Genomic DNA, 20,193 nt, shown 5'->3' with positions numbered 1-20,193 from the left:
TTCCCCGACCGAGGATATATCGGCGTTACCCTCTCCTTAGCGGGAGTGTTCATGAAGAGCCGAATGACCGAAATGGTCACGTTCGGTTCTGTGAGGGGAACCTATAACCCACAGGAGGTAAGAAATGGTTTCTACTCGACGAATATTGCTTGTGGTCCTGGGCCTTGTGGCGGTCGTCGTGGCCGCGTATGCGGATTACTCCGCCGCGCCGGTCACTACGCCGATCTGGCTCGGCGAGCCGGCAATCAATGCCAGCCCGCCGCCGCACTGGATACCGAAGCAACCCGGGCACTACTCCAAGACCGACTGGCAGCGGGTGATTGATTCCACTTGGGGACCGGGACTGCCGGTCGACGAAGAACTGGCAATCTTCGACCAATTCTGGAACACAGTTGATGACAGCTTCGCTTGCTTCAACAACCTTACGGTGAACTGGGATTCCCTTCGGTCAGTGTACCGATGGGAAATTGAGGACACGGTGAGTCGCGGCAGGTTTGCCGCAATCATGAAGCACCTGGCAATGGCGCTGCGAGAAGGGCACACTAGCATCAGTGACCTGACCGTAAACGGTACCGAACTGCTGCCGGGCGTACCACTATGGATTGTCGCCGGTTGGATGGACGTTGGGCATTTTGGGGCTGGGTTGACGCCGCTGCCCGACAGCTCGCTCTTGGTCTATCGCGTGGCCGAGAATCACCCCCTGGGACTGCAGCCGGGCGACGTCATCCTCGGGTATGACCGACGTCCCTGGACCGACATCCTCCGCGAGCTGCAAGATGCGCAACTGCCGATCCGGAAGCAATGGTGTTGGGGTAGCTGCAGTACCGCGATGACTCACTCACTGCTGAACGCCGCAGGCATGAACTGGCACCTGTTCGACACCATAGACATTGTCAAATACTCGACCGGCGATACCGAGCACCTGCCGACTTCGCTGCTGGTGGGGCACAGCATGTCCCTGTTCGCGACTGACCAGTTGGACATTCCCGGTGTGCCGATGCCTGACACTGTTGGCTCGCCCTCGGTCACCTATGGCATCGTGAGCGGAACCCATATCGGCTACATCTACGGCTGGGTGTGGTGGTACAATGCCGGGCACGAGTTCTACAATGCGGTCAACGCGCTCGTCAGCGACGCGACGCTCAAGGGCATCATCGTCGACTTCCGGTTCAACGAGGGCGGCGACATGTCCCTGAGTGACAGCGGGCTGAACCTGTTGTTCCGTGACTCGACGGAGACAATATGCTTCACGGCTCGGAGCGACCCCGGTAACCACTATGCCATGTTTGTGACTGGCCCTGCAAGCGGCTTCAAGATACCGGGCAACGGGGTCGGCTACGACAAGCCGATTGCGGTTCTGGTCGGACCGGGCGCGGTGAGCTCAGGCGACCAGGTCGCGTTCCGCATGACATTCCACCCCCGTGTGAAGACCTTCGGCAAGTCGACCAACACCGCATTCAACGCGCCGACCGAGCTGAGCATGCCCACCGGCTGGGCCGCGAACTATGCGGTGGGTGAGGCGTGCCTGGCCTCCGATACAACGTACTTCCTCACACACCGGGAGTTCCCGGTTGACGTGCCGGTCTGGCACACACGCGACGCGGTCGCGAACGGAAAGGACGTGGTCGTCGAGGCAGCGATCGCCTGGATTGACAGCACCGCAGGAACAGCGGAGGAAACGCCGAAACACGAAGTACGAGTGACGAAAACTCCAACCATCATCAGCGGCGTGCTGTACCTCAAGGAAAGCACAAGCTCAGGCGCAAGCCCAAGCTGCCTGTTTGACGCGGCAGGGCGGAAAGTGTTGATACTTCGCCCGGGTGCGAATGATGTGCGAGCGCTGGCGCCGGGAGTGTACTTTGAGCACGAGGCACAAGCCCAAGCTCAAGCGCAGGTTGTCCGCAAGGTCGTAATCACAGAGTAAGGAGGCAAGATGAAGCCTCTGTCACTACTTCTCGCCCTTGGCTGCGTACTGTCGGCAGCCATCGGTCAGCGGCTAGGAACGGCGACTCAGTTGGTTGCTTCTGTGCGACCCGGCTTTGACCCGAACACGGTCGCCCGGCAGGTCCATTCAGCCGGCTCGAATCCGAGAACCCGTGAACCCTCGGTCCCCGTCCTCGACGATGGCGAGTTTCTGATTGACACAAGCGCTACCCTCGTGCCTGCGCCGAACGACCAGTCAGAACCTGCGGTCGCGTTTGACGGGGCGAACTTCCTCGTGGTGTGGCGAGACAATCGCAGCGGCGGCAGCGACATCTACGGTGCGCGGGTGACGCCACAGGGTACAGTGCTCGACTCTGCAGGTTTTGTCGTCTCGCAGGCAGCAGACTCCCAGCGCTCTCCTGCCCTTGCCTTTGACGGTTCGAACTTCCTCGTGGTGTGGGAAGATTACCGCGGCGGCAGCGCCTACATCTACGGTGCGCGGGTGACGTCACAGGGCACAGTGCTCGACTCTGCAGGCTTTGTCGTCTCGCAGGCAGCAGACTCCCAGCGCTCTCCTGTCCTTGCCTTCGATGGCGCGAACTTCCTCGTGGCGTGGCAAGAATATCACAGCGGCAGCTATTACGACATCTACGGTGCGCGGGTGACGCCACAGGGCGCGGTGCTCGACTCCGCGGGCATCGTCATCTCGCAGGCGGCACACGACCAGTGCACCCCTTCCATCGGCTTTGACGGCACAAACTTCCTCGCGGTGTGGCAGGACTGCCGCAGCGAGCCCTATGGTGACATCTATGGTGCACGGGTGACCCCGGCTGGAGTGGTGATTGATATAGCTGGAGTAGCCGTATCGACTGCAGTGTCAACCCAAGAATATCCAGTCCTTGCTTTTGATGGCGCGAACTTCCTGGTTGTCTGGCAGGACCGGCGCGGCGGCAGCGACTACAACATCTACGGTACACGAGTGACGCCGCAGGGCGCGGTGTTCGACTCCGCAGGCTTTGTCATCTCGCAGGCAGCACACGACCAGTGCACGCCTTCCGTCGGCTTTGACAGCGCGAACTTCCTCGTGGCCTGGGAAGACGATCGCAACGGCGTCAGCGACCTCTACGGTGCGCGGGTGACGCCTGCAGGAGAGGTGCTCGACACCGCCGGAATAGTCGTCTCGGCGGCAGTAGACAGCCAACAGGTTCCTGCGCTTGCCTTTGACGGCACGAACTTCTTAGTGGCGTGGCAAGACCGCCGTAGCGGTAGCGACGGCGATATCTATGGTGCGCGGGTGACGCCGGAGGGCACGGTGCCTGACTCTGCGGACCTTGTCATTTCGCAGGCGGTAAACGATCAGTACCGCCCCGCGGCGGGTTATGACGGTACGAACTTCCTTGTGGTGTGGCAAGACTACCGAGGCGGCGGCGGCTGGGACATCTACGGTGCGCGGGTGACGCCGCAGGGTTCGGTGCTCGACCCGGCGGGCTTTGTCATCTCGCAGGCAACAGACTCCCAGTGCTCACCAGCCCTTGCCTTTGACGGCGCGAACTTCCTCGTGGTGTGGCAAGATAGCCGCGGCGGCGGAGCCGACATCTATGGTGCGCGGGTGACGCCGCAGGGCGCAGTGCTCGACTCTGCGGGGATCGTCATCTCGCACGCGGCAAACGACCAGTGGTCCCCTGCCGTGGGTTTTGACGGCGCGAACTTCCTCGTGGTGTGGCAAGACGACCGCAGCGACATCAGTTACTGGGACATCTACGGAGCGCGGGTGACGCCGCAGGGCACGGTGCTCGACCCCGCAGGCCTTCCAATCTCAACCACGGCGAGCCAGCAATGGACTCCTGCCCTTGCCTTTGACGGCGCGAACTTCCTCGTGGTGTGGCAAGAAGCCCACAGCGGCAGCATCTGCGACATCTACGGAGCACGTGTGACGCCACAGGGCACTGTGCTTGACCCATCGGGTTTTGTCATCTCGCAGGCGCCGTACAACCAGTGCTATCCTGCCCTTGCCTTCGACGGTGCGAACTCTCTTGTGGTGTGGCAAGACTATCGCAGCGGCAGCAACTTCGACATCTACGGAGCGCGGGTGACGCCGGCCGGGGCCGTGCTCGATACGGCAGGAATCGCCGTATGCACCGGAACGGGGCATCAAGCGATGCCTGCAATTGCCTTCGACGGTGCGAACTCTCTTGTGGTGTGGCAAGACTATCGCAGCGGCACCGACTGTGACATCTACGGAGCGCGGGTGATGCCGGGAGGAACCGTATTCGGAGGCGGTTCTGTCGTCAGCCAGCAAGGATACCAGGTGTGCCCGAGACTTTGCTGCGGTAGCGGCGGCCAGATGCTCCTTGTGTATCAGGGCTGGGCCAGCACCGTGGGCGGCAAGGGCTACAAGACCTACCGGATCTGGGGTAAGGTGAATCCGAATCCGGGAATCGAGGAGAGCTACAAACCTCAAGCCACAAGCTCCGAGCCGTTGCCGACCATCGTCCGCCGAATGCTGTTCCTTCCGGAAGCCGCAAGCCCCAAGCCCCAAGCCGCAAGCCTGTTGGACATCTCTGGCCGCAAGGTGATGAACCTGAGGGCGGGTGCGAATGATGTGCGGGCGCTGGCGCCGGGCGTCTACTTCGTGCGGGAAGCACTGGCGCCAGCTCAAGCCCGGACTATCCGCAAGGTCGTCATCACCCGGTAGCCGCGGGAAGCCCAGACTCAAACTGGCCCGGAGGGCGGTTTCCGACGCCCGATTTCGCGGTCATTCGGGCGCGACAACACTCAGGATAGCCCCGAACCGTCTTTTGGCGGGATTGGACGAGGCTCGGTTCACCTAACTAATTGAGAAACCTAGCGTTAGGCGCGGGAAACGTCGCCCAAGTGACGGTTCTGGGAACCACGGTGGGAACCGTTCCCGGAACGGTTCCCGGGGCGGTTCGGACAGCGACATCCGAGGCGATTTGGATGGCGATCTTGCGGGCCGTCTTCGGGGCGATTTCGACGGCGACTCCGCGACCGACTCGGACGGAGACTCACGTTTCGATTCCCACGGGCGTTCGCTGCGTGGTTCGAGGGGCGACTGTGTAGAGGACTGCGACGGCGATTCTCGATGCGACTTGCAGAGGGACTTGCCGGGGGACTCTGAGAGGGACCTGCGCCGCGACTTACGCGGTGACTTTGTGAGCTGGACTGAGCGTCAGGACTGCTCCGTAGTCGTGGAGCGCGCGGTGGTCCGCATGAGCCGCCCGTAGACAGCAAGGCCCAGCGCAAACGGTACAAGGTAGTAGACGACCCGGAAGAGCACTGCCGCGAGAAGAGCCGGGCCGAAGGGGACGCCGAGCAGGGCGTAGACACCGGCCATGGAGCCATCCTGTACGCCCATGCCGCCGGGCAGCATCGAGAGCGCGCCGGCGGCAATCGCGATGAAGAACCCACTTAGCAGGACGCCGACATGGAGCCGGATGCCCAGCGCGGCGAAGCAGAACCAGACCGTAGCAGTGCAGAAGAGCCAGTCGCCGACAATTGCCGCCAGCAGGCCGACGAGTCGCACGGGCCGGGCGCGAAGCACCGTCAGGCCACGGGTGAAGCTGTCGTCGAACGAGGAGAGCGATTGAGGGATCGAGGGACCAAGGGATCGAGGGATCAAGTTGCCGAGGAATCGCAGCAAGACTTTGCGGAAGTGGGGATTGAAAACCGCGAGGTTGACGATCACTGCCAGGAGACAGCCGAGTGCCACCACGAGCATAAGTCCGGCCTCGGCCCTCGGCGGCACGCGATGACCGACGAGGACGTAGAGCAGGCTAAGCGGCAGGCAGGTTGTGCCGACCGCGAAGTAGAGGTACGAGTTGAACGCGGACGCGGCCGCGATTTCCCGGAGCCCGGTATCGCGGTCACGGAGCAGAATTGCGCCGACCGAGTAGCCGACAACGTTGCCGAGCGTGATCAGGTTGTTGACCGCCATCGACACGAACCCGGCGAGGAGAAGTCGCGTGGTCCGGTTCGCGCCGCCAAAGACGCGGACAGACTGGGCGTAGGCAGCGGCTGAACAAAGGTAGGAGAGCGCGGTCACGGCCAGGGCCGGGGCGAGCAACCGCCAGTCGGCTGCACGGAGCACGCGGCGGGCGTTAGTCCAATCAGCGGCAACCGCCGCAATCAGGATGGCGAAGAGGACAACAAGGACGATGGCGGAGAGCAGATTCCGGCGGGAGCGGTTTGGGGCACGATTCCGGAAAACCTGGGGACAGTCCCCCGGAGCGCCTGCGTCGGACTCGGCGCGGGACAGTCCCCGTTTTCCGGTCATGTCCCGCGCCTCGAGTTAGAAGCCAAAAACCAAGAGCCAAAGGTCAAAACGGCCAGAATCCCGACGTCGGGCATCTTGCATGTTTCAGCTTGCATCTTGACCCTTAGCTTGCGTCCATCAGGCCAGTATCCTCGATAGCGCTATAGCTGTTCTAACTAGCCCAGCCGGGCCGCCCTGGTAGACGAGATAGCGGTCTTCCCATTCCGGGTCGAACTTGGCCTTATAGGCGCGGAGGCCGGCCATCGGGAAGAAGCGCCCAAGAAGGTCGAAGAGCTGGCGGACTACACGTTCTTCGGTAGTGGAGTCGGGGTGTCCACCGACACCCTCAAGCGGGGCAAGGCCGAGGTCGAACCGCTGCAGGCCTTGGTCGCGCAGCATGCAGAAGAGGTTGTCGAACAGGAAGTCCATGATCCCATGCGGCGCATCGGCCCGATGGCGCATCATGTCAATCGTCGCCATGCCCGGCTGATAGGCCGGCGTCTCATTGACGAATGCGACGATTCTGCCGGCCCAGTCGCGGACGACGAAGAAGGTCGTGCGAGCCGCATAGTCATGCGAGAAGCTGCCGAGCGCGAAGGAGCGTTCGCGCCGGCCGGGCAGGTTGAGCCACTCGCGCGAGACGGTTTCAAGCTCCTGGACCAGCTCGACAGGATGCGGCGGCGCGTGACGGCTGAAGGAGAACCCGTCTTCGATCAGCCGCCGCTTGTTCCGGCGGAACTGCTTGGAGTGGTTGGTTTCGGTGCAGAACCGTTCGAGGTTGACGATTGCCTCGCTGCCGATCTTGAGCGCGCGCAGCCCGGCCGCATCGTAGATTGACAGCCAGTCCGGCCGGGTGTAGAGGAGCGCGACCGGCCAGCCGTTGTCCTCGCAGAAGCGAAGAAACTGCCGCAGGAGACCGGGAACCGCGGATTCCGGTGCTACCGGGTCGCAAAGGCTGACGGCAACGCCGGCCGCCACCCGGTAGCTGATGTAGCCTTCGGAAGAGGGGCTCATGAAGAACGACTTGTCGGGCCAGGTGGTGAAGTAGTGCTCGGGCACGCGACCGTAACGGTCGAGCAGTTCGAGGGCTCGGGCACGCTCGTGGGGCAGGGTGCGCAGTCGGAAGGCGAGCGGCCGGAACAGGCTGTAGACCGCAAATACCAGTGCGGCCACGCCGATTACGCCCAGCGAATCGAGGAACCAGAGCGCGTGCCTGGTATGGGCGACAAGGTCGGCGTTCCCGATAAGCAGGTATTGGCGCAGCGTGCGAACGAGCGCCTCATCGAGCAGGAAGTCGATTCCGAAATCGCGTTTGTCGAGGAAATAGAAGCCGAGCGTCCCGTATAGCAGCGCGAAGAGGAAGCTGCCGGCCATGAAGACGAACCCGCGCACGATGCTTCTTGGTTCGCTCCTGACGGTAAACCGGCGGCGGTAGATGATCAGCAGCACCAGCGTGGCAGCCGATATCGTCCAGAGCAGCACATGATGAACACGGCTGTGGCCGCTGTGAACGAGGATTGCCAGCGCCAGCCCGCCGACGCTCATCCACCAGGCGGCGCGGCGGCGCTGGAACAGGTGGAACGACAGGTAGAGGAGGATTGTACCGAAGAGCAGGGCGAGCAATCGGCTCCAGTGGTAGACGCCGTAGGGCAGCGGAAGCGTAAGGAAGTGAGGATTCTCACGGATGCGGATGAAGAACGCCTGGCCGACGCTCAGAAGGCCGTTAAGCAGCGCCAGCGAGCCGATGACAATGACGGGCCAGCGCTGCTCCGAATCAGCGTTTCGGCCGGGCAGTTGCGGCTCAACCGGTGATACTTCGGCGCTCATCGACGGTCAAGTCTAGCCGCGCAAGCCCTTGGTAGTCAAGGCGAAGCAAGGCCGGGCGGCCGGACTTCGGCTCGGCTAGAATTGGTCTACCGAGGATTGGTAGAAGCTGGGTCCGAAGACGGAGCGGAAGGTCGCCTTGGTGAGCGACTTCACCATGAGGCAGGCGTAGGTCTCGGGCCGGAACCGTGCGCCGCGTTCCTCGTAGATTGTTCGCAGGAGCGGGTCGCGGACGTAGTTGTCGACAAGCCCACCGCGCGTCGCTGCCGTGATGCGGTCCAGAATGCGCACGTATGCGGCCCGGTTGCGGCAGATGAACTCGTCGATGCGGCGGCCAAACGTGTCCGGCTGGGTGAAGGCGTACCCGTCGCGGTCGACAAACATGTCAGAGAGCTTCTGTTTCCACTGCTTCAGGCGCGCAAGCGGCCAGCCGTGCTGACGGACCACGAACCCGACCTTGCCGGCCGTGGCTTGGAAGAAAAGTCCCTCCACAGCCGCGAGGTCCGCGATGGGCGTGCGGTTTCGCTTCAGGCGCTCGCGGCTCGGCGGAAGGATGAGCAGCGCGCGCGGCGTCTGTGTCCCGGCAATCGGGATTTCATCATATCCGAGGTCAACGTAGAGGGCGCGAGCGACGAGTGAACGGCTGGTGTAGAGGAAGGAGAACCGCGTTCCGGCTTTCGCGTATCGCTCATGCACGAACTCGAACAGGCGGCGAGAAAGGCCCTGACGCGCATAGGCAGGGTGGGTTGCGACATGGTGGATGCCGAGAGCCGGCTCTACCTCGCCTGAGCGAGTCCTCACTCGCAGGTCGGCCACGCCGATGAAAGACGCCAGCGTCCCGCCTCGGTAGATGCCGAAGCCGAAGTCACCGCGGCGGCGTTCGTCGTAGCGACGAAACAAGTCGGGATGTTCGGGCGCGGCGATCTCGCCGAAGCACGCTTCCATGAGCTCGAAGAAGTCACGCGGGTCACGCAGCTTCTCGTAGGGGACGACAGTCACAGGAAGCGGGACTAGGGGTTAGGGACCGAGGGCTGAGGAGAGGATTCGAGGGACTCGACGAGAATCGTGACATCGTCGGGCAGGACTTCCACGGTCCCGCCGGAGACCTTGAGTGACACGGTGTTCGCCGGAACCGTCCGAGCCGTGATCGTTCCGGCCTCGATCGTGCCGTAGAAAGGGGCATGTCCGGGAAGGACTCCCATCATTCCCTTGGCCGCGGGCATCATGGCTGATTCGGCCTTGCCGTCGTAGATGGTGCGGCCCGGCACGACGATGAGCAGATGAAAGGAGTCCGCCATCCTGCTACTTCAACTTCTCCGCATTCTGCACGGCGTCGTCGATAGTGCCGCACATGAAGAAGGCCATCTCAGGCAGGTCGTCGTGCTTTCCCGAGAGTATCTCATCGAATCCGCGGATGGTTTCAGCCAGCGGCACATAGACGCCCTTGCGGCCGGTGAACTGCTCGGCGACGTGGAACGGCTGGGACAGGAAGCGCTGGACCTTGCGCGCCCGCGCCACCACGAGTTTGTCTTCATCCGAGAGTTCTTCCATGCCGAGGATGGCGATGATGTCCTGCAGTTCCTTGTGGCGCTGGAGCACCTTCTGCACGCCGGTCGCCACGCGGTGGTGGTCCGCGCCGACCACGGCCGGCGACAGGATGGACGAGGACGATTCGAGCGGGTTGACCGCCGGGTAGATGCCGAGCGCGGCGATTTCGCGCGAGAGCACGACCTGGGCGTCAAGGTGGCTGAAGACCGTAGCCACCCCCGGGTCGGTCAGGTCGTCGGCGGGCACGTAGATGGCCTGCACCGACGTGATGGAGCCGGTGCGGGTCGAGGTGATGCGTTCTTCGAGCGCGCCGAGGTCGGACGCAAGGGTCGGCTGGTAACCGACCGCAGACGGCATCCGGCCCAGCAGGGTCGACACCTCGGCACCCGCCAGAACGTAACGGAAGATATTGTCGATGAAGAGCAGTACATCCTGGTTCTCCTCATCGCGGAAGTACTCGGCCTGGGCCACGCCGGTCAGGCCCACGCGCAGACGCGCGCCCGGCGGTTCGTTCATCTGGCCGTAGACGAGCACGGTCTTGTCGAGCACGCCGGAACGGGTCATCTCGCCGTAGAGGTCATTGCCTTCGCGCGTACGCTCGCCCACGCCGGCGAAGACCGAAATGCCGCCGTGCTCGGCCGCGATGTTGCGGATGAGTTCCTGAACGATGACTGTCTTGCCGACCCCGGCGCCGCCGAACAGACCGATCTTGCCGCCCTTGGGGAACGGGCAGTCGAGGTCGATGGCCTTGAGCCCGGTTTCCAGCAGGCGGACGCGCGTGTCCTGCTCGGCGAGCGGCGGCGGGTCGCGGTGGACCGGGTAACGTTTGTCGCTATCGAGCGGGCCCTTGTGGTCGATGGGTTCGCCGATAACGTTCATCATCCGGCCCAAGGTTGTGCGGCCGACCGGGACGGTGAGCGGATGGCCGGTGTCCTCGGCTTCGACGCCGCGGCTCAGGCCTTCGGTGGGGCCGAGCGCGATCGTGCGGACCGTACCTTCGCCGACATGGGACATCACTTCGAGTGTGAGGGTGCCGGCTTTCAGGGCGGTATAGATAGCCGGCATCTGCCCGACCTCGAAATCGACGTCAACCACGGGGCCGACAACCTGGACGATCTTGCCTTTGTTCATGGTCACTCCTTCGTAAAGAGTGAATGGTAAAGAGTGAATAGTGAAACGCGATAGCACGAAGCCGGTTTTACTATTCTCACTTCTCTATTCACCATTTCCTCATCCCGACAGGGCCTCGGCCGTGCCGACGATGTCAGAGAGTTCGCGGGTAATGGTCTGCTGGCGCAGTTTGTTGGCGAGCAGCGTCAGTTCATCAATCATGCGGCGCGCGCTGACCGAAGCTTGTTCCATCATCACCATGCGGGCCGCGTGCTCGCTGGCCGAGGCCTCCAGGAACGCGTGATGCAGGGCGGCGCGAACGTACTGCGGCATCAGCCGGTCGAGTACGGCCTGGGGCGAGGGTTCGCACAGCCAGTTTCCGATTCTGCGTTCCACCGGCATGACCGGCAGGATGCGCTTCACCACCGGCCGATTGCCTGCCGCCGAGTGGAATTCGGTGTAGACTACGTATGCACGTACCGCGTCCTTGTGGAGGAAAGCATCGGTGATGGTCGCGGCCACGCTCTCGACGTCAGCGGTCGAGGGGGGTTGAGCGAAGTGCGTCACCTCTCGGATAATGGTAGCGTTCGTGCGCGGCGTGAAGCGGCGCAGCTTGCGGCCCGCGGTCACGAGGAACAACCGTTCCCGGTGGCGGGTCGCGATGAAAGCGGAGGCCGCCCGCATCACGTTGGTGTTGTACGCACCGCACATGCCGCGGTCGGTGCCGATGCAGAGGAGCAGGTAGCCGGAGCCATCGCGTACGTCGAGCAGCGGATGGGACAGGTCGGACGTGGCGGCGATGTCACCGACCAGCTCGAGCATGGCGTCGATGTAGGGTCGGTTCGATTGGACCCGCACTCGCTCGCGGTTGAGCCGCGCGGCCGAAATCTTCTGCATCGCGTCCACCGTCCGCTCGATATTCTGGATGGTGGCGATGCGCCGCTTAAGCTCGCGGGGGTTCTGCAAGGTTCGATTCCTTCTTGTAGACTTCGACCGCCTGCTTGAGCTCGGGCAGAAAGTCCGCGCCTTTCACCGGGTCAGCCAGGTTCTTCAGCAGGTCCGCGTGCTTACGGTCGAGGAATTCGAGCAGCCCGTGCTCGAAGTCGCGGACTTTGGCAGTGGGTACGTCGTCAAGGTAGCCCGATACGCCGGCGAAGACCGACGCCACTTCCTTGCCGACCGGGAGCGGCGCGTCCTCGTTCTGCTTCAGCAGTTCGGTGAGCTTCTCACCGCGGCGGAGCTGCTGGCGGACCGACTCGCCTAAGTCCGCGCCGAACTGGGCGAATGCGGCAAGGTCGCGATATTGGGCAAGGTCGAGCCGGAGCCGGCCCGCGACCGAGCGCATGGCCTTGAGCTGGGCGGTGCCGCCGACACGCGAAACGGAAAGGCCGATATTCACTGCCGGCCGCACTCCGGCGTAGAAGAGGCTCGGCTCAAGGTAAATCTGTCCATCGGTGATGGAGACGACGTTGGTTGGGATGTAGGCGGAGAAGTCGCCCGCCTGGGTCTCGATTACCGGGAGAGCGGTGATCGAGCCGCCGCCCAGCGCGTCGGATAGCTTGGCCGCGCGCTCGAGCAGGCGCGAGTGCAGGTAGAAGATATCGCCGGGGTAGGCTTCGCGTCCGGGCGGCCGGCGGAGCAGCAGCGAGAGTTGCCGGTACGCGACCGCGTGCTTGGAAAGGTCGTCGTAGACGATGAGCACATCGCGACCGGCGTTCATGAATTCCTCGGCCATGGCGCAGCCGGCATAGGGCGCGATGTACTGGCGCGGGGCCGGGTCGTTGGCCGTCGCCGCGACCACGATGGTGTAGTCCATGGCGCCGGCCCGGCGCAGCTTGTCGATGATGCGCGCGACCGTCGCCTGCTTCTGGCCGATGGCGACGTAGACACAGATGACGTCGCCGCCGCGCTGGTTGATGATGGTGTCGGTCAGAATCGTGGTCTTGCCGGTCTGGCGGTCACCGATGATGAGCTCGCGCTGACCGCGGCCAATGGGCACGACCGCGTCAATGGCCTTGATGCCGGTCTGGAGCGGCTCAGTCACAGGCTGGCGGTCGACCACGCCCGGTGCGATGACCTCAATCGGCCGGTGCTTGTCGGCGGCAATCGGACCCTTGTCGTCGAGGGGCAGACCCAGCGGTGTGACCACGCGGCCGAGCAGGCCGTCGCCGACCGGGACCTCGAAGACCCGCCCGGTGCGCCGGACTTCGTCGCCTTCCTTGATGGCCGAGTAGTCGCCGAGCACGGCCGTGCCGACCGATTCGCGGTCGAGGTTCAGGACGATGCCGTAGATGCCGTTCGGGAATTCGAGCAGCTCGCCAACCAGGGCGCGGTCCAGACCGTAGACGAGGGCGATGCCGTCACCAATTTGCAGGACGTAGCCGACCTCCTCGACCTTCAGTTCCGACCGATAGCCTTCAATCTGTTCCTTGATGAGCCGGACAATATCTTCGCTTCTCATAGGGCTTCCAAGCTCTCCTTCAGTCGTTCCAGCCGCGACTTCAAGCTGTTATCGGCCACCCGGCCGTCGATGGTCAGGCGGACGCCGCCGATGAGCTGCGGGTCTACCTGTACCTTCATCACCGGAGTAAGGCCGGTCGCGGCCGCGACCGCCGTACGAATTTCCTCTTCCTGTGCCGGGGTCAGCGGTTGCGCCACCCGCGCCACGGTTTCCACGAACCCGCGCTCGCGCCGCACGAGCCGCACGAACGCCGCGTTCACCGCGGCAATCAGCCCGGTTGCGCGCGTGTAGAGCAGTATCGACAGTACGCGTCGCACCAGTTCGTTCCCAACGGACGGGGCCAGTATCCGTTCCTTGTCTTCCAGCGGGATGCGCGGATGGTAGAGGAACCGCCGTACCTCATGGCTGGATGCGAGTCGGGCAAGCTGTGCCAGGTCGGACGTGACCGCCTCGATCTCGCCATGCTCGCGGGTCTCACGGAACAGTGCAAGCGCGATGCTGCGGGCGGCGTCAGTCATGGGAAAAGGGATCGAGGGATAGAGTGATCGAGGGATCGAGTGTTCGGATTCTACCGGAGTGAATCATGCGTTCGGTGGTTGCGCCTTGGCATTGGGACTTGCACTGAGTTTCTCCGCGAACTCTTTGACCAGCCGCTCCTGTACCCCCGGGTCGACCGACTGCTTCAGCGCCCGCTCGGCGATGAGCATCGCCAGCGCAACCGTCTCGGTCCTGAGTTCACGGGCGGTCTTCCTCTTCTCCTCGGCGATGCGCACGTTCGCGTCGTCGAGCAACCGCTTGGCCTCGGCTTCGGCGTCACGGACTATTTCGTCGCGCCGGAAGCCACCCTGCTCGACGCCCTGCTGGATAATCGCCTGGGCCTTGACTTCGGCTTCGCCCATCTGCTCGTCCCACTTCTGTTTCAGGTTCTCAGCTTCGCTCTTGAGCTCGCCGGCACTGCGGATGTCGTTCTCGATGCGGTCGGCGCGGTTCTTCATAAAGCCCTTGAGCGGCTTCCAGAAGAACTTCCAGAGCAGGAAGACCGCAGCCCCGAAGGTCAGGAGCTGGACCAGGAGCAGGACGGGTTCGATGCTTACCATGAGGAAGAGGGGCCAAGGGATCGAGGGATCAAGGGATCAAGTGCCTCGCCCTTTGTCCCTCTATCGCTTTGCCCCCTTATCTCTTTGGTCATCAGTGCGTGACTGCCGTGACCGCCGGGTTCGCGAAGATGATGATGAGCGCGATGACCAGCACATAGATGGCCAACGACTCGATGAACCCCAGACCGATGAGCAGCGGTCCCTGGATCTTGCCCGCGGCCTCAGGTTGACGGGCGATACCCTCGAGCGCCTTGGCGATGGCGTTGCCCTGACCCAGGGCGCAGCCGAATGCGGCGACGGCCATGGCGATGACCGCGGCGGCCTGGATGCCGGTGAAGAACGACGCGACGCCCGGGTTGGCCGTCTGCGCGAATGCCGCTGCGGCGGTCGTGAGGATTGCCAGCGCGATAGACTTCTTCATGAGTTACTCCTTTGTCGCTGAGGGGAGTCGAACAAACCAGAATTCAGAATGCAGAGACTAGAATTCAGAATTGTCGGACGTTCTGACATCTGGTTTCTGGTATCTGATTTCTGCATTATCCGGTTCTCCATTAACTGTGGCTCTTGATTGCGCCGCCGATGTAGAACATCGCCAGCACCGTGAATATGTATGCCTGCAGGAATCCGACCAGGAGGCCGAGCAGGATGATGAGCGGCCTCAGCAGAATCGGCACGATGGTCAGAGTAGTGTTGATGACCCCGCCGGCTTGGAAGAACGTGATGGCCAGGAACGCGAGGATACCGAGCAGTATTTCTTTGGCCATGAGGTTCCCGAACAGACGGAAAGAGAGGGAAAGCGGCCGGGCGATTTCACTGATGAGCTCGATCAGGGTCATCAGCGGCTTCAACCACCAGGGAACGCCGGCCGAGAACTTGGCGAAGTACCCGAACAGGCCGTGCTGTTTGATTCCGAAGAAGTGGATACTGAAGAAGACGATGAGGGCCAGCGCCACGGTCGTGTTGAGGTTGGCGGTCGGCGACATGAACCCGGGAACGAGGCCGAGAAGGTTGCCGGTGAGAATGAACAGGAACAGCCCGAGGAACAGCGGATAGAATTTCGGGGCCTGCTCGCCCACGATGTCGTCGGCCTGGCCGAATACGAAGCCCAAGGCGAGCTCGAACGCGGCCTGCAGCCCGCGCGGGATGAGCTGCATCCGGCGCGTGGCGAAGAACGACAGGGCGAAGAGGACGACCACCGTCACCCAGCTCATCAGGAGCGGGACCGGTACGCCGAGATGGTACTTAACTGCTTCGCCGATTTCGGGCATTGATAACCTGCCAGACAAGGAACGCGACTATACCGAGAGTCACCCCGGCCAGCAGGCCGGCCGGTGAGCCGATATGGTGCCACAGGGCTATGTATACAATCACACCGAAGACGCCGTAGCGGATGAACTGAAACAGCGGGGCGATGTATCGCGCCGGGCTGGCCTTGCCTTTGACCAGCCAGCTTACGACCCCGTAGAGCACGATGAAGTTGACCCCGGTCGCGGCGAAGCCCAGCAACAGGCCGTAGAAGAACCTCATTGCGAGGATGTGTCCTTGATTGCGCGGACGATGTTGAGAATCCCGGATGCCAGTCCCAGCAGGATGAACACTATCATCAGTAACGGGCTGGTATGGAACAGCCGGTCGAGCCCGTACCCGATCGCGAAGCCGACCAACACCGAGAACGCGAAGGTCAGACCTAGCGTGCTGCCGTTGACGGCCCGCACAATCTGCTGGCGGCCTGACTCGGAGTCCGTGCCAGCGGATCCGCGCGCCTGGTGGCGGACGCGGGGTACGAAAGGTATCATGCTGCTAGCGTGGCTGGTTGTCACTTCGAGGCGGCCAATTATAGCCCCAAGCGCCGAGGTATCAAGCGAATGCAGGCAGGGACAGCTAGTATTGCCATTGACACTTACCGTTAGCGCCGCATCCGGTGGCTGTCGGTGCCGTCGCGCTCCCGCCGCGGCAAGGGAGAGTCCTTGTCCCTTCAGCGTCAGTCGAGCCGTTCTGCGTCCTGAGGCCGTGGTTTCTCCAACACGGGTGACACGCAGCGTGCGATTGCGGGCGGGCGTGTGGTCGGCCCCGACAATCTACATATGGTGGTCTGGCACAGCCGGACTACAATTCTGCCGTGGAGTGGGCGGCCCAGGGACCGCTCCCCGGGTTGCGTCTGCCGATATGGTTCGAGGTACGACAAATCCTACAACTGCGGATACTCCAGATCGAACAACCAGTCGAACAACAACGCGAACGACTTGCGAAACAACTGCTGGAACGAGTGCAGGAACAGGAAGAGGTTCAGGTTGAGGTCAAGGTCGAGACTTAGGTCGCTATCAAGGTGCAGACACATGTGTCGACGCAAGTCGCGACACAACTGAAGACACCTCTGCCGGTACTTCCCGGCGTACTTCTCCGGATACTTCTCGGGACACAAGCGCGGCCTCATCTCGGCATTGGTTTGAAGAAGGGTCCGTCTCGAATGCGGAGCCTCTCACGGATGGTCAGGTTGAGACTTGGTACCATTGGCGGTTGTCCTCTGACTCCGTTCGGGCGAGACCCGTCCTCGGCGTCGGGGCCAGGGCGGTACGTCCGAAGCCCGAAGCGCGAATGGTCTGCCTTGAATGGACGAAGGGCACGAAGAGGCGGTGGATTCGGACGAAGGCTGAAGCTAGAAGTGAGGGGGAACGCGGAGGGGCGGGAGAGAGGGCTAGGCCGCGGGAGTGTCGGGCGGGGGCTCGGGCGCGGGCGTGGCCGTGGCTTTGGCGGCGGCTGCGGCTGCTTTCTCGGCTGCCTGTTTGCGGGCGAGTTCGATGGCTTCCGCGCTGCAGTCGTATTGGATAGTCTGGCGTTTGTCGGCAGCCAGCTCGAAGGCGCTGGTCCAGTGGATGCAGTGTACCGGGCAGGAATCAACGCACTGGCCGCAGAAGATGCAGAGGTACATCCGATAGGTGGCGTTGAACTTCTTGACGTCCGGCGCGGCTTTGACGATGTCAATCACGCCGGTCGGGCAGTCGCGGACGCAGGCCTGGCACCCGATGCACTTGTCCGCTTCCCAGACCATCCGGCCGCGGAACTCCGGCGTCGGTGTGAGTTTCTCAAATGGATATTTGACGGTGTCCGGCTTGCTGAAGAAATTCTTAAGCAGCTCGGGCAGCATCGCGGCGGCTTTGCGCTTGGCCATTAGAACCTCACCAACGCTTTGAGGGCAACCGATATCAGTATCTGGACCAGGCTGAGCGGGGCGAGCCAGCGCCATGAGAAGGCGATTGTCTGGTCGATGCGCAGTCGTCCCATCAACGCCCGCATCAGGGAGAGGAGGGCGACCACGAACAGGGTTTTCAAGACGAACAGGATGAAGGAGAGGAAGGGGGAGATGTCGAACGAGCCGAGCATCACCGGTTGCAGTATGAACCCGCCAAGGAAGACCGCGGCGATGAGGGCCGAGCCGGCCACGAGCTCCATGTCCACAGTGAGCCGGAAGAGGGCCAGTTTCTTGCCCGAGTACTCGGTGAGGGCGCCGGCCACGATCTCGGTCTCGGCTTCCGGGGCGTCGAACGGGACGCGTTCGAGCTTGGCCTGGAGGGCAATCAGGGCGACCACAAACCCGATGATGTTGACCGGAATCAGGTAGGCGTGGGTCATGTAGAAACGGCCCACGGCCGCGATCTGCCAGTTTGTGGGCATCCAGATGCCTCCCTGCCATACGCCCGCGAGCATTCCCGGAGCAAGCAGGGCGAGGAAGAGCGGGACTTCGTAGCCGAAGAGCTGGGTGAGGTTCCGGAACGAGCCGAGCATCGCGAAGTAGTTGGTGGAGTGCCAGCCGGCCAGGAAGTAGATGATGGTCGGGATAGAGAGCAGGTAGAGGATGACGATGAGGTCGCCCGGGAAGGATGTGAACGGCAGATGGGCCCGGAATATCGGTATCATCAGGAAGCCGGCCAGGGCCGAGGCAAAGGAGATAAGGGGCAGGGCGTTGAAGATGCCTTTGTCGGCAGCGGCCGGGACAATGTCTTCCTTGGCCATGAGTTTGAAGAAGTCGGCCACCGGCTGGAGCAGGCCGTGACTGCCGGTGTGGAGCGGGCCGATGCGGTTCTGGAGCCGGGCATAGACCTTGCGGTCGAACCACTCAGCAAAGGTGGAGAACGCAAACAGGAAGATAGCGCCCGGGAAGACCAGAAGGTAGAGTAGTACTTTGACTGCTTCCACCTAGATACCTCGGAAAATCGGGGACAGTCCCCCGGAGCGCTCTGAGCGCGGGACAGTCCCCATTTTCCTCAGCCAATCGCGTGAGTACTGCTGGAGCTGGGGCCAGCTCAGGAGGTCGTTCCGACCCTTGCGAGGGTCTACGAGCCGCACCATCCGGTCGGCACAGCAGAAGCACGGGTCGATTGCCGCCACGGTAATCGGGATGTCCGCGACATAGCCGCCTCTGAGGCTCACAATCGTGGCCGGCATGTTGGCGTAGGTGGGGGCGCGGACTTTGACGCGGTCCGGCTTCTCGGTGCCGTTCGACTTCATGAAATGGATGTTCTCGCCGCGCGGGGCTTCGTAGCGGGCAATCGCCTCGCCGGACGGTATCTTGCGCGGGGCTTTGACTTTGATGTCGCCGGCAGGCATGTTCTTCAGGATGTAGTCGACAATCTTGACCGACTGGAGCAGCTCGAAGACGCGGACTACGGCCCGGCCCAGGATGTCGCAGGAGTCGGCGGTAATGACGTCGAACGGGATTTCACCGTAGGCCGCGTACGGGTCGTCCTTGCGAACGTCGCGCTTCACGCCCGAGGCCCGGGCCATCGGACCGACCGCGTTGAGGTCAAGGGCTTGCTGTGTGGTCAGGGGCCCGACGCCGGAGATTCTCGCCATGAACGTCGGCTCGGCCGTGCACATCTTGATGTAGTAGTCAGTGCGGGCCGTGACGATGTCGTTCATCTCCTTGAGCTTGGTGACCTGCTCGGCGCTTATGTCGCGTCGAACGCCGCCGATGGTGTTCATGCCATAGTGCACCCGGTTGCCGGAGATGTGCTCAAGCATGTCGAGCACGAGTTCGCGGTCGCGCCAGGTGTACATGAACAGGCTGTCGAACCCGACTTCGTGGCCGGCGACGCCGAGCCAGAGCAGGTGGCTGTGAATCCTCTCCAGCTCGCCGACGAGCGAACGGATCCACTTGGCGCGGGGCGGTATTTCGAGCTTGAGCAGCTCCTCGGCGTTCTGGGCAAAGGGAGTCGTGTGCGAGTGGGAGCAGATGCCGCAGATGCGTTCGGCCAGGTAGATGCCCTGAGTGAAGTTGCGGGCCTCGAAGCCTTTCTCAATGCCGCGGTGGGCATAGCCCATCCGGACGTCGACGTCGACGATACGTTCGCCGTCAAGCTCGAACTTGAAGCTCTCCGGTTCTTTCAGGGCCGGGTGCTGAGGGCCTAGCGGTACCTTGATGGTCGGCATGTTACTCCGAGCAAAGAGTGAATTAACAAGGGTGAAGAGTGAAAGTCGGATTCGGATTTGACTATTCTCAATTCTCTCTTCACTATTCGCCTCGCTTGGCCGGCGGCGCTTCCTGGTAGGTGTAGACGTAATCCTTGCGCAGCGGATAGACTCCGTCCGGCCAGTCCTCGGGCAGGACGTAGCGCCGCGGGTCAGGGTGGCCGTCAATCACCAGCCCGAACATGTCCTGCAGTTCGCGCTCGTAAAGGATGGCGCCGGGCCAGATCGCGGTCAGGGTCGGCAGGTGCGGGTTGGTCTTGGGCACGGCCACGCGCAGGGTCAGTTCGCCGGCCCCGGCAGTCACGTGGTAGAGGGCCTCGAACACCTCGCCGGAGTCGAGCCCGGTGATAGTCGAACAATGGTAGTAACCAAGGTCGTCCTTGAGCCACTTCGCCAGTTCCGGCAGCTCTTCGACGCTCACCGTAATCCAGGCCCGGTTCGGATGAGGGATTGTGACGGTGAACCGGTCCCCGAAGTGCTCTTTGACCTTG

Annotated in this window: 20 protein-coding genes; 2 read left to right on the top strand and 18 right to left on the bottom strand. The window is 62.7% G+C overall.

Annotated features, from left to right (window positions below):
- Window positions 1–124 precede the first annotated feature (124 nt).
- Both VMH22_00325 and VMH22_00320 read left to right on the top strand, forming a co-directional pair.
- Window positions 125–1,924 carry a S41 family peptidase gene (locus tag VMH22_00325; protein HTW90139.1) on the top strand — a complete coding sequence of 600 codons (1,800 nt, stop codon included), beginning with the start codon at window positions 125–127 and terminating at the stop codon, window positions 1,922–1,924.
- Between the two features lie 9 nt (window positions 1,925–1,933).
- Window positions 1,934–4,618, top strand: coding sequence for a hypothetical protein (locus VMH22_00320; protein HTW90138.1), 2,685 nt, complete (start codon window positions 1,934–1,936; stop codon window positions 4,616–4,618).
- A gap of 495 nt (window positions 4,619–5,113) precedes the next feature.
- On the opposite strand, the gene VMH22_00315 is transcribed toward VMH22_00320, so the two are convergent.
- The 18 genes from VMH22_00315 to VMH22_00230 all read right to left on the bottom strand — a co-directional run.
- Window positions 5,114–6,217, bottom strand: a complete 1,104-nt coding sequence (locus VMH22_00315) for a flippase-like domain-containing protein (protein HTW90137.1) — start codon at window positions 6,215–6,217, stop codon at window positions 5,114–5,116.
- A 117-nt stretch (window positions 6,218–6,334) separates the two neighbouring features.
- Entirely contained in the window at window positions 6,335–8,023 is a 1,689-nt protein-coding gene (locus VMH22_00310) for a phosphatidylglycerol lysyltransferase domain-containing protein (protein HTW90136.1), read from the bottom strand.
- Between the two features lie 75 nt (window positions 8,024–8,098).
- Entirely contained in the window at window positions 8,099–9,019 is a 921-nt protein-coding gene (locus tag VMH22_00305; protein HTW90135.1) for a GNAT family N-acetyltransferase, read from the bottom strand.
- 11 nt (window positions 9,020–9,030) lie between these two features.
- Window positions 9,031–9,318, bottom strand: a complete 288-nt coding sequence (locus VMH22_00300; protein ID HTW90134.1) for a hypothetical protein — start codon at window positions 9,316–9,318, stop codon at window positions 9,031–9,033.
- Between the two features lie 4 nt (window positions 9,319–9,322).
- On the bottom strand, window positions 9,323–10,699 hold the full coding sequence (gene atpD, locus VMH22_00295; protein ID HTW90133.1) for a F0F1 ATP synthase subunit beta: 1,377 nt from the start codon (window positions 10,697–10,699) through the stop codon (window positions 9,323–9,325).
- A 99-nt stretch (window positions 10,700–10,798) separates the two neighbouring features.
- Complete coding sequence (atpG, locus tag VMH22_00290) at window positions 10,799–11,644, bottom strand: ATP synthase F1 subunit gamma (protein ID HTW90132.1); 846 nt, start codon at window positions 11,642–11,644, stop codon at window positions 10,799–10,801.
- Window positions 11,622–13,139: a F0F1 ATP synthase subunit alpha gene (gene atpA, locus VMH22_00285; GenBank protein HTW90131.1), complete on the bottom strand. Its 1,518-nt coding sequence runs from the start codon at window positions 13,137–13,139 to the stop codon at window positions 11,622–11,624. Before atpA ends, atpG begins: the two co-directional genes overlap by 23 nt.
- Window positions 13,136–13,657, bottom strand: coding sequence for an ATP synthase F1 subunit delta (atpH, locus tag VMH22_00280; GenBank protein HTW90130.1), 522 nt, complete (start codon window positions 13,655–13,657; stop codon window positions 13,136–13,138). Before atpH ends, atpA begins: the two co-directional genes overlap by 4 nt.
- Before the next feature lie 63 nt (window positions 13,658–13,720).
- A complete protein-coding gene (atpF, locus tag VMH22_00275; GenBank protein HTW90129.1) occupies window positions 13,721–14,236 on the bottom strand; it encodes a F0F1 ATP synthase subunit B in 516 nt (171 codons plus the stop codon).
- A 91-nt stretch (window positions 14,237–14,327) separates the two neighbouring features.
- Window positions 14,328–14,657 carry an ATP synthase F0 subunit C gene (gene atpE, locus VMH22_00270; protein HTW90128.1) on the bottom strand — a complete coding sequence of 110 codons (330 nt, stop codon included), beginning with the start codon at window positions 14,655–14,657 and terminating at the stop codon, window positions 14,328–14,330.
- Between the two features lie 130 nt (window positions 14,658–14,787).
- Window positions 14,788–15,504, bottom strand: coding sequence for a F0F1 ATP synthase subunit A (atpB, locus tag VMH22_00265; protein HTW90127.1), 717 nt, complete (start codon window positions 15,502–15,504; stop codon window positions 14,788–14,790).
- Complete coding sequence (locus VMH22_00260) at window positions 15,479–15,763, bottom strand: hypothetical protein (protein HTW90126.1); 285 nt, start codon at window positions 15,761–15,763, stop codon at window positions 15,479–15,481. The genes atpB and VMH22_00260 overlap by 26 nt, the downstream gene beginning before the upstream one ends.
- Window positions 15,760–16,032, bottom strand: a complete 273-nt coding sequence (locus tag VMH22_00255) for an AtpZ/AtpI family protein (protein HTW90125.1) — start codon at window positions 16,030–16,032, stop codon at window positions 15,760–15,762. The genes VMH22_00260 and VMH22_00255 overlap by 4 nt, the downstream gene beginning before the upstream one ends.
- A 392-nt stretch (window positions 16,033–16,424) precedes the next feature.
- Window positions 16,425–16,658, bottom strand: coding sequence for a hypothetical protein (locus VMH22_00250; GenBank protein ID HTW90124.1), 234 nt, complete (start codon window positions 16,656–16,658; stop codon window positions 16,425–16,427).
- 273 nt (window positions 16,659–16,931) lie between these two features.
- Window positions 16,932–17,405 carry a 4Fe-4S binding protein gene (locus VMH22_00245; protein ID HTW90123.1) on the bottom strand — a complete coding sequence of 158 codons (474 nt, stop codon included), beginning with the start codon at window positions 17,403–17,405 and terminating at the stop codon, window positions 16,932–16,934.
- A complete protein-coding gene (locus tag VMH22_00240; GenBank protein HTW90122.1) occupies window positions 17,405–18,430 on the bottom strand; it encodes a complex I subunit 1 family protein in 1,026 nt (341 codons plus the stop codon). Before VMH22_00240 ends, VMH22_00245 begins: the two co-directional genes overlap by 1 nt.
- Window positions 18,431–19,663 carry a nickel-dependent hydrogenase large subunit gene (locus tag VMH22_00235; GenBank protein HTW90121.1) on the bottom strand — a complete coding sequence of 411 codons (1,233 nt, stop codon included), beginning with the start codon at window positions 19,661–19,663 and terminating at the stop codon, window positions 18,431–18,433.
- A gap of 82 nt (window positions 19,664–19,745) precedes the next feature.
- Window positions 19,746–20,193: NADH-quinone oxidoreductase subunit C (locus tag VMH22_00230; protein ID HTW90120.1), on the bottom strand; the 448-nt coding region annotated here is incomplete at its 5' end.

This window comes from bacterium (assembly GCA_035505375.1).
In the GTDB taxonomy this organism is placed as follows: Bacteria; Hydrothermota; Tepidihabitantia; order Tepidihabitantales; family Tepidihabitantaceae; genus UBA2258.
This window is presented reverse-complemented; position numbering and strand designations above follow the sequence as displayed.

Bases quoted from the DNA above. Each gene is read 5' to 3' on its own strand.
- VMH22_00325 (HTW90139.1), top strand. From the start codon at position 125: ATGGTTTCTACTCGACGAATATTGCTTGTGGTCCTGGGCCTTGTGGCG.
- VMH22_00320 (HTW90138.1), top strand. From the start codon at position 1,934: ATGAAGCCTCTGTCACTACTTCTCGCCCTTGGCTGCGTACTGTCGGCA.
- VMH22_00315 (HTW90137.1), bottom strand. From the start codon at position 6,217: ATGACCGGAAAACGGGGACTGTCCCGCGCCGAGTCCGACGCAGGCGCT.
- VMH22_00310 (HTW90136.1), bottom strand. From the start codon at position 8,023: ATGAGCGCCGAAGTATCACCGGTTGAGCCGCAACTGCCCGGCCGAAAC.
- VMH22_00300 (HTW90134.1), bottom strand. From the start codon at position 9,318: ATGGCGGACTCCTTTCATCTGCTCATCGTCGTGCCGGGCCGCACCATC.
- atpD (HTW90133.1), bottom strand. From the start codon at position 10,699: ATGAACAAAGGCAAGATCGTCCAGGTTGTCGGCCCCGTGGTTGACGTC.
- atpA (HTW90131.1), bottom strand. From the start codon at position 13,139: ATGAGAAGCGAAGATATTGTCCGGCTCATCAAGGAACAGATTGAAGGC.
- atpH (HTW90130.1), bottom strand. From the start codon at position 13,657: ATGACTGACGCCGCCCGCAGCATCGCGCTTGCACTGTTCCGTGAGACC.
- atpF (HTW90129.1), bottom strand. From the start codon at position 14,236: ATGGTAAGCATCGAACCCGTCCTGCTCCTGGTCCAGCTCCTGACCTTC.
- atpE (HTW90128.1), bottom strand. From the start codon at position 14,657: ATGAAGAAGTCTATCGCGCTGGCAATCCTCACGACCGCCGCAGCGGCA.
- atpB (HTW90127.1), bottom strand. From the start codon at position 15,504: ATGCCCGAAATCGGCGAAGCAGTTAAGTACCATCTCGGCGTACCGGTC.
- VMH22_00260 (HTW90126.1), bottom strand. From the start codon at position 15,763: ATGAGGTTCTTCTACGGCCTGTTGCTGGGCTTCGCCGCGACCGGGGTC.
- VMH22_00255 (HTW90125.1), bottom strand. From the start codon at position 16,032: ATGATACCTTTCGTACCCCGCGTCCGCCACCAGGCGCGCGGATCCGCT.
- VMH22_00245 (HTW90123.1), bottom strand. From the start codon at position 17,405: ATGGCCAAGCGCAAAGCCGCCGCGATGCTGCCCGAGCTGCTTAAGAAT.
- VMH22_00235 (HTW90121.1), bottom strand. From the start codon at position 19,663: ATGCCGACCATCAAGGTACCGCTAGGCCCTCAGCACCCGGCCCTGAAA.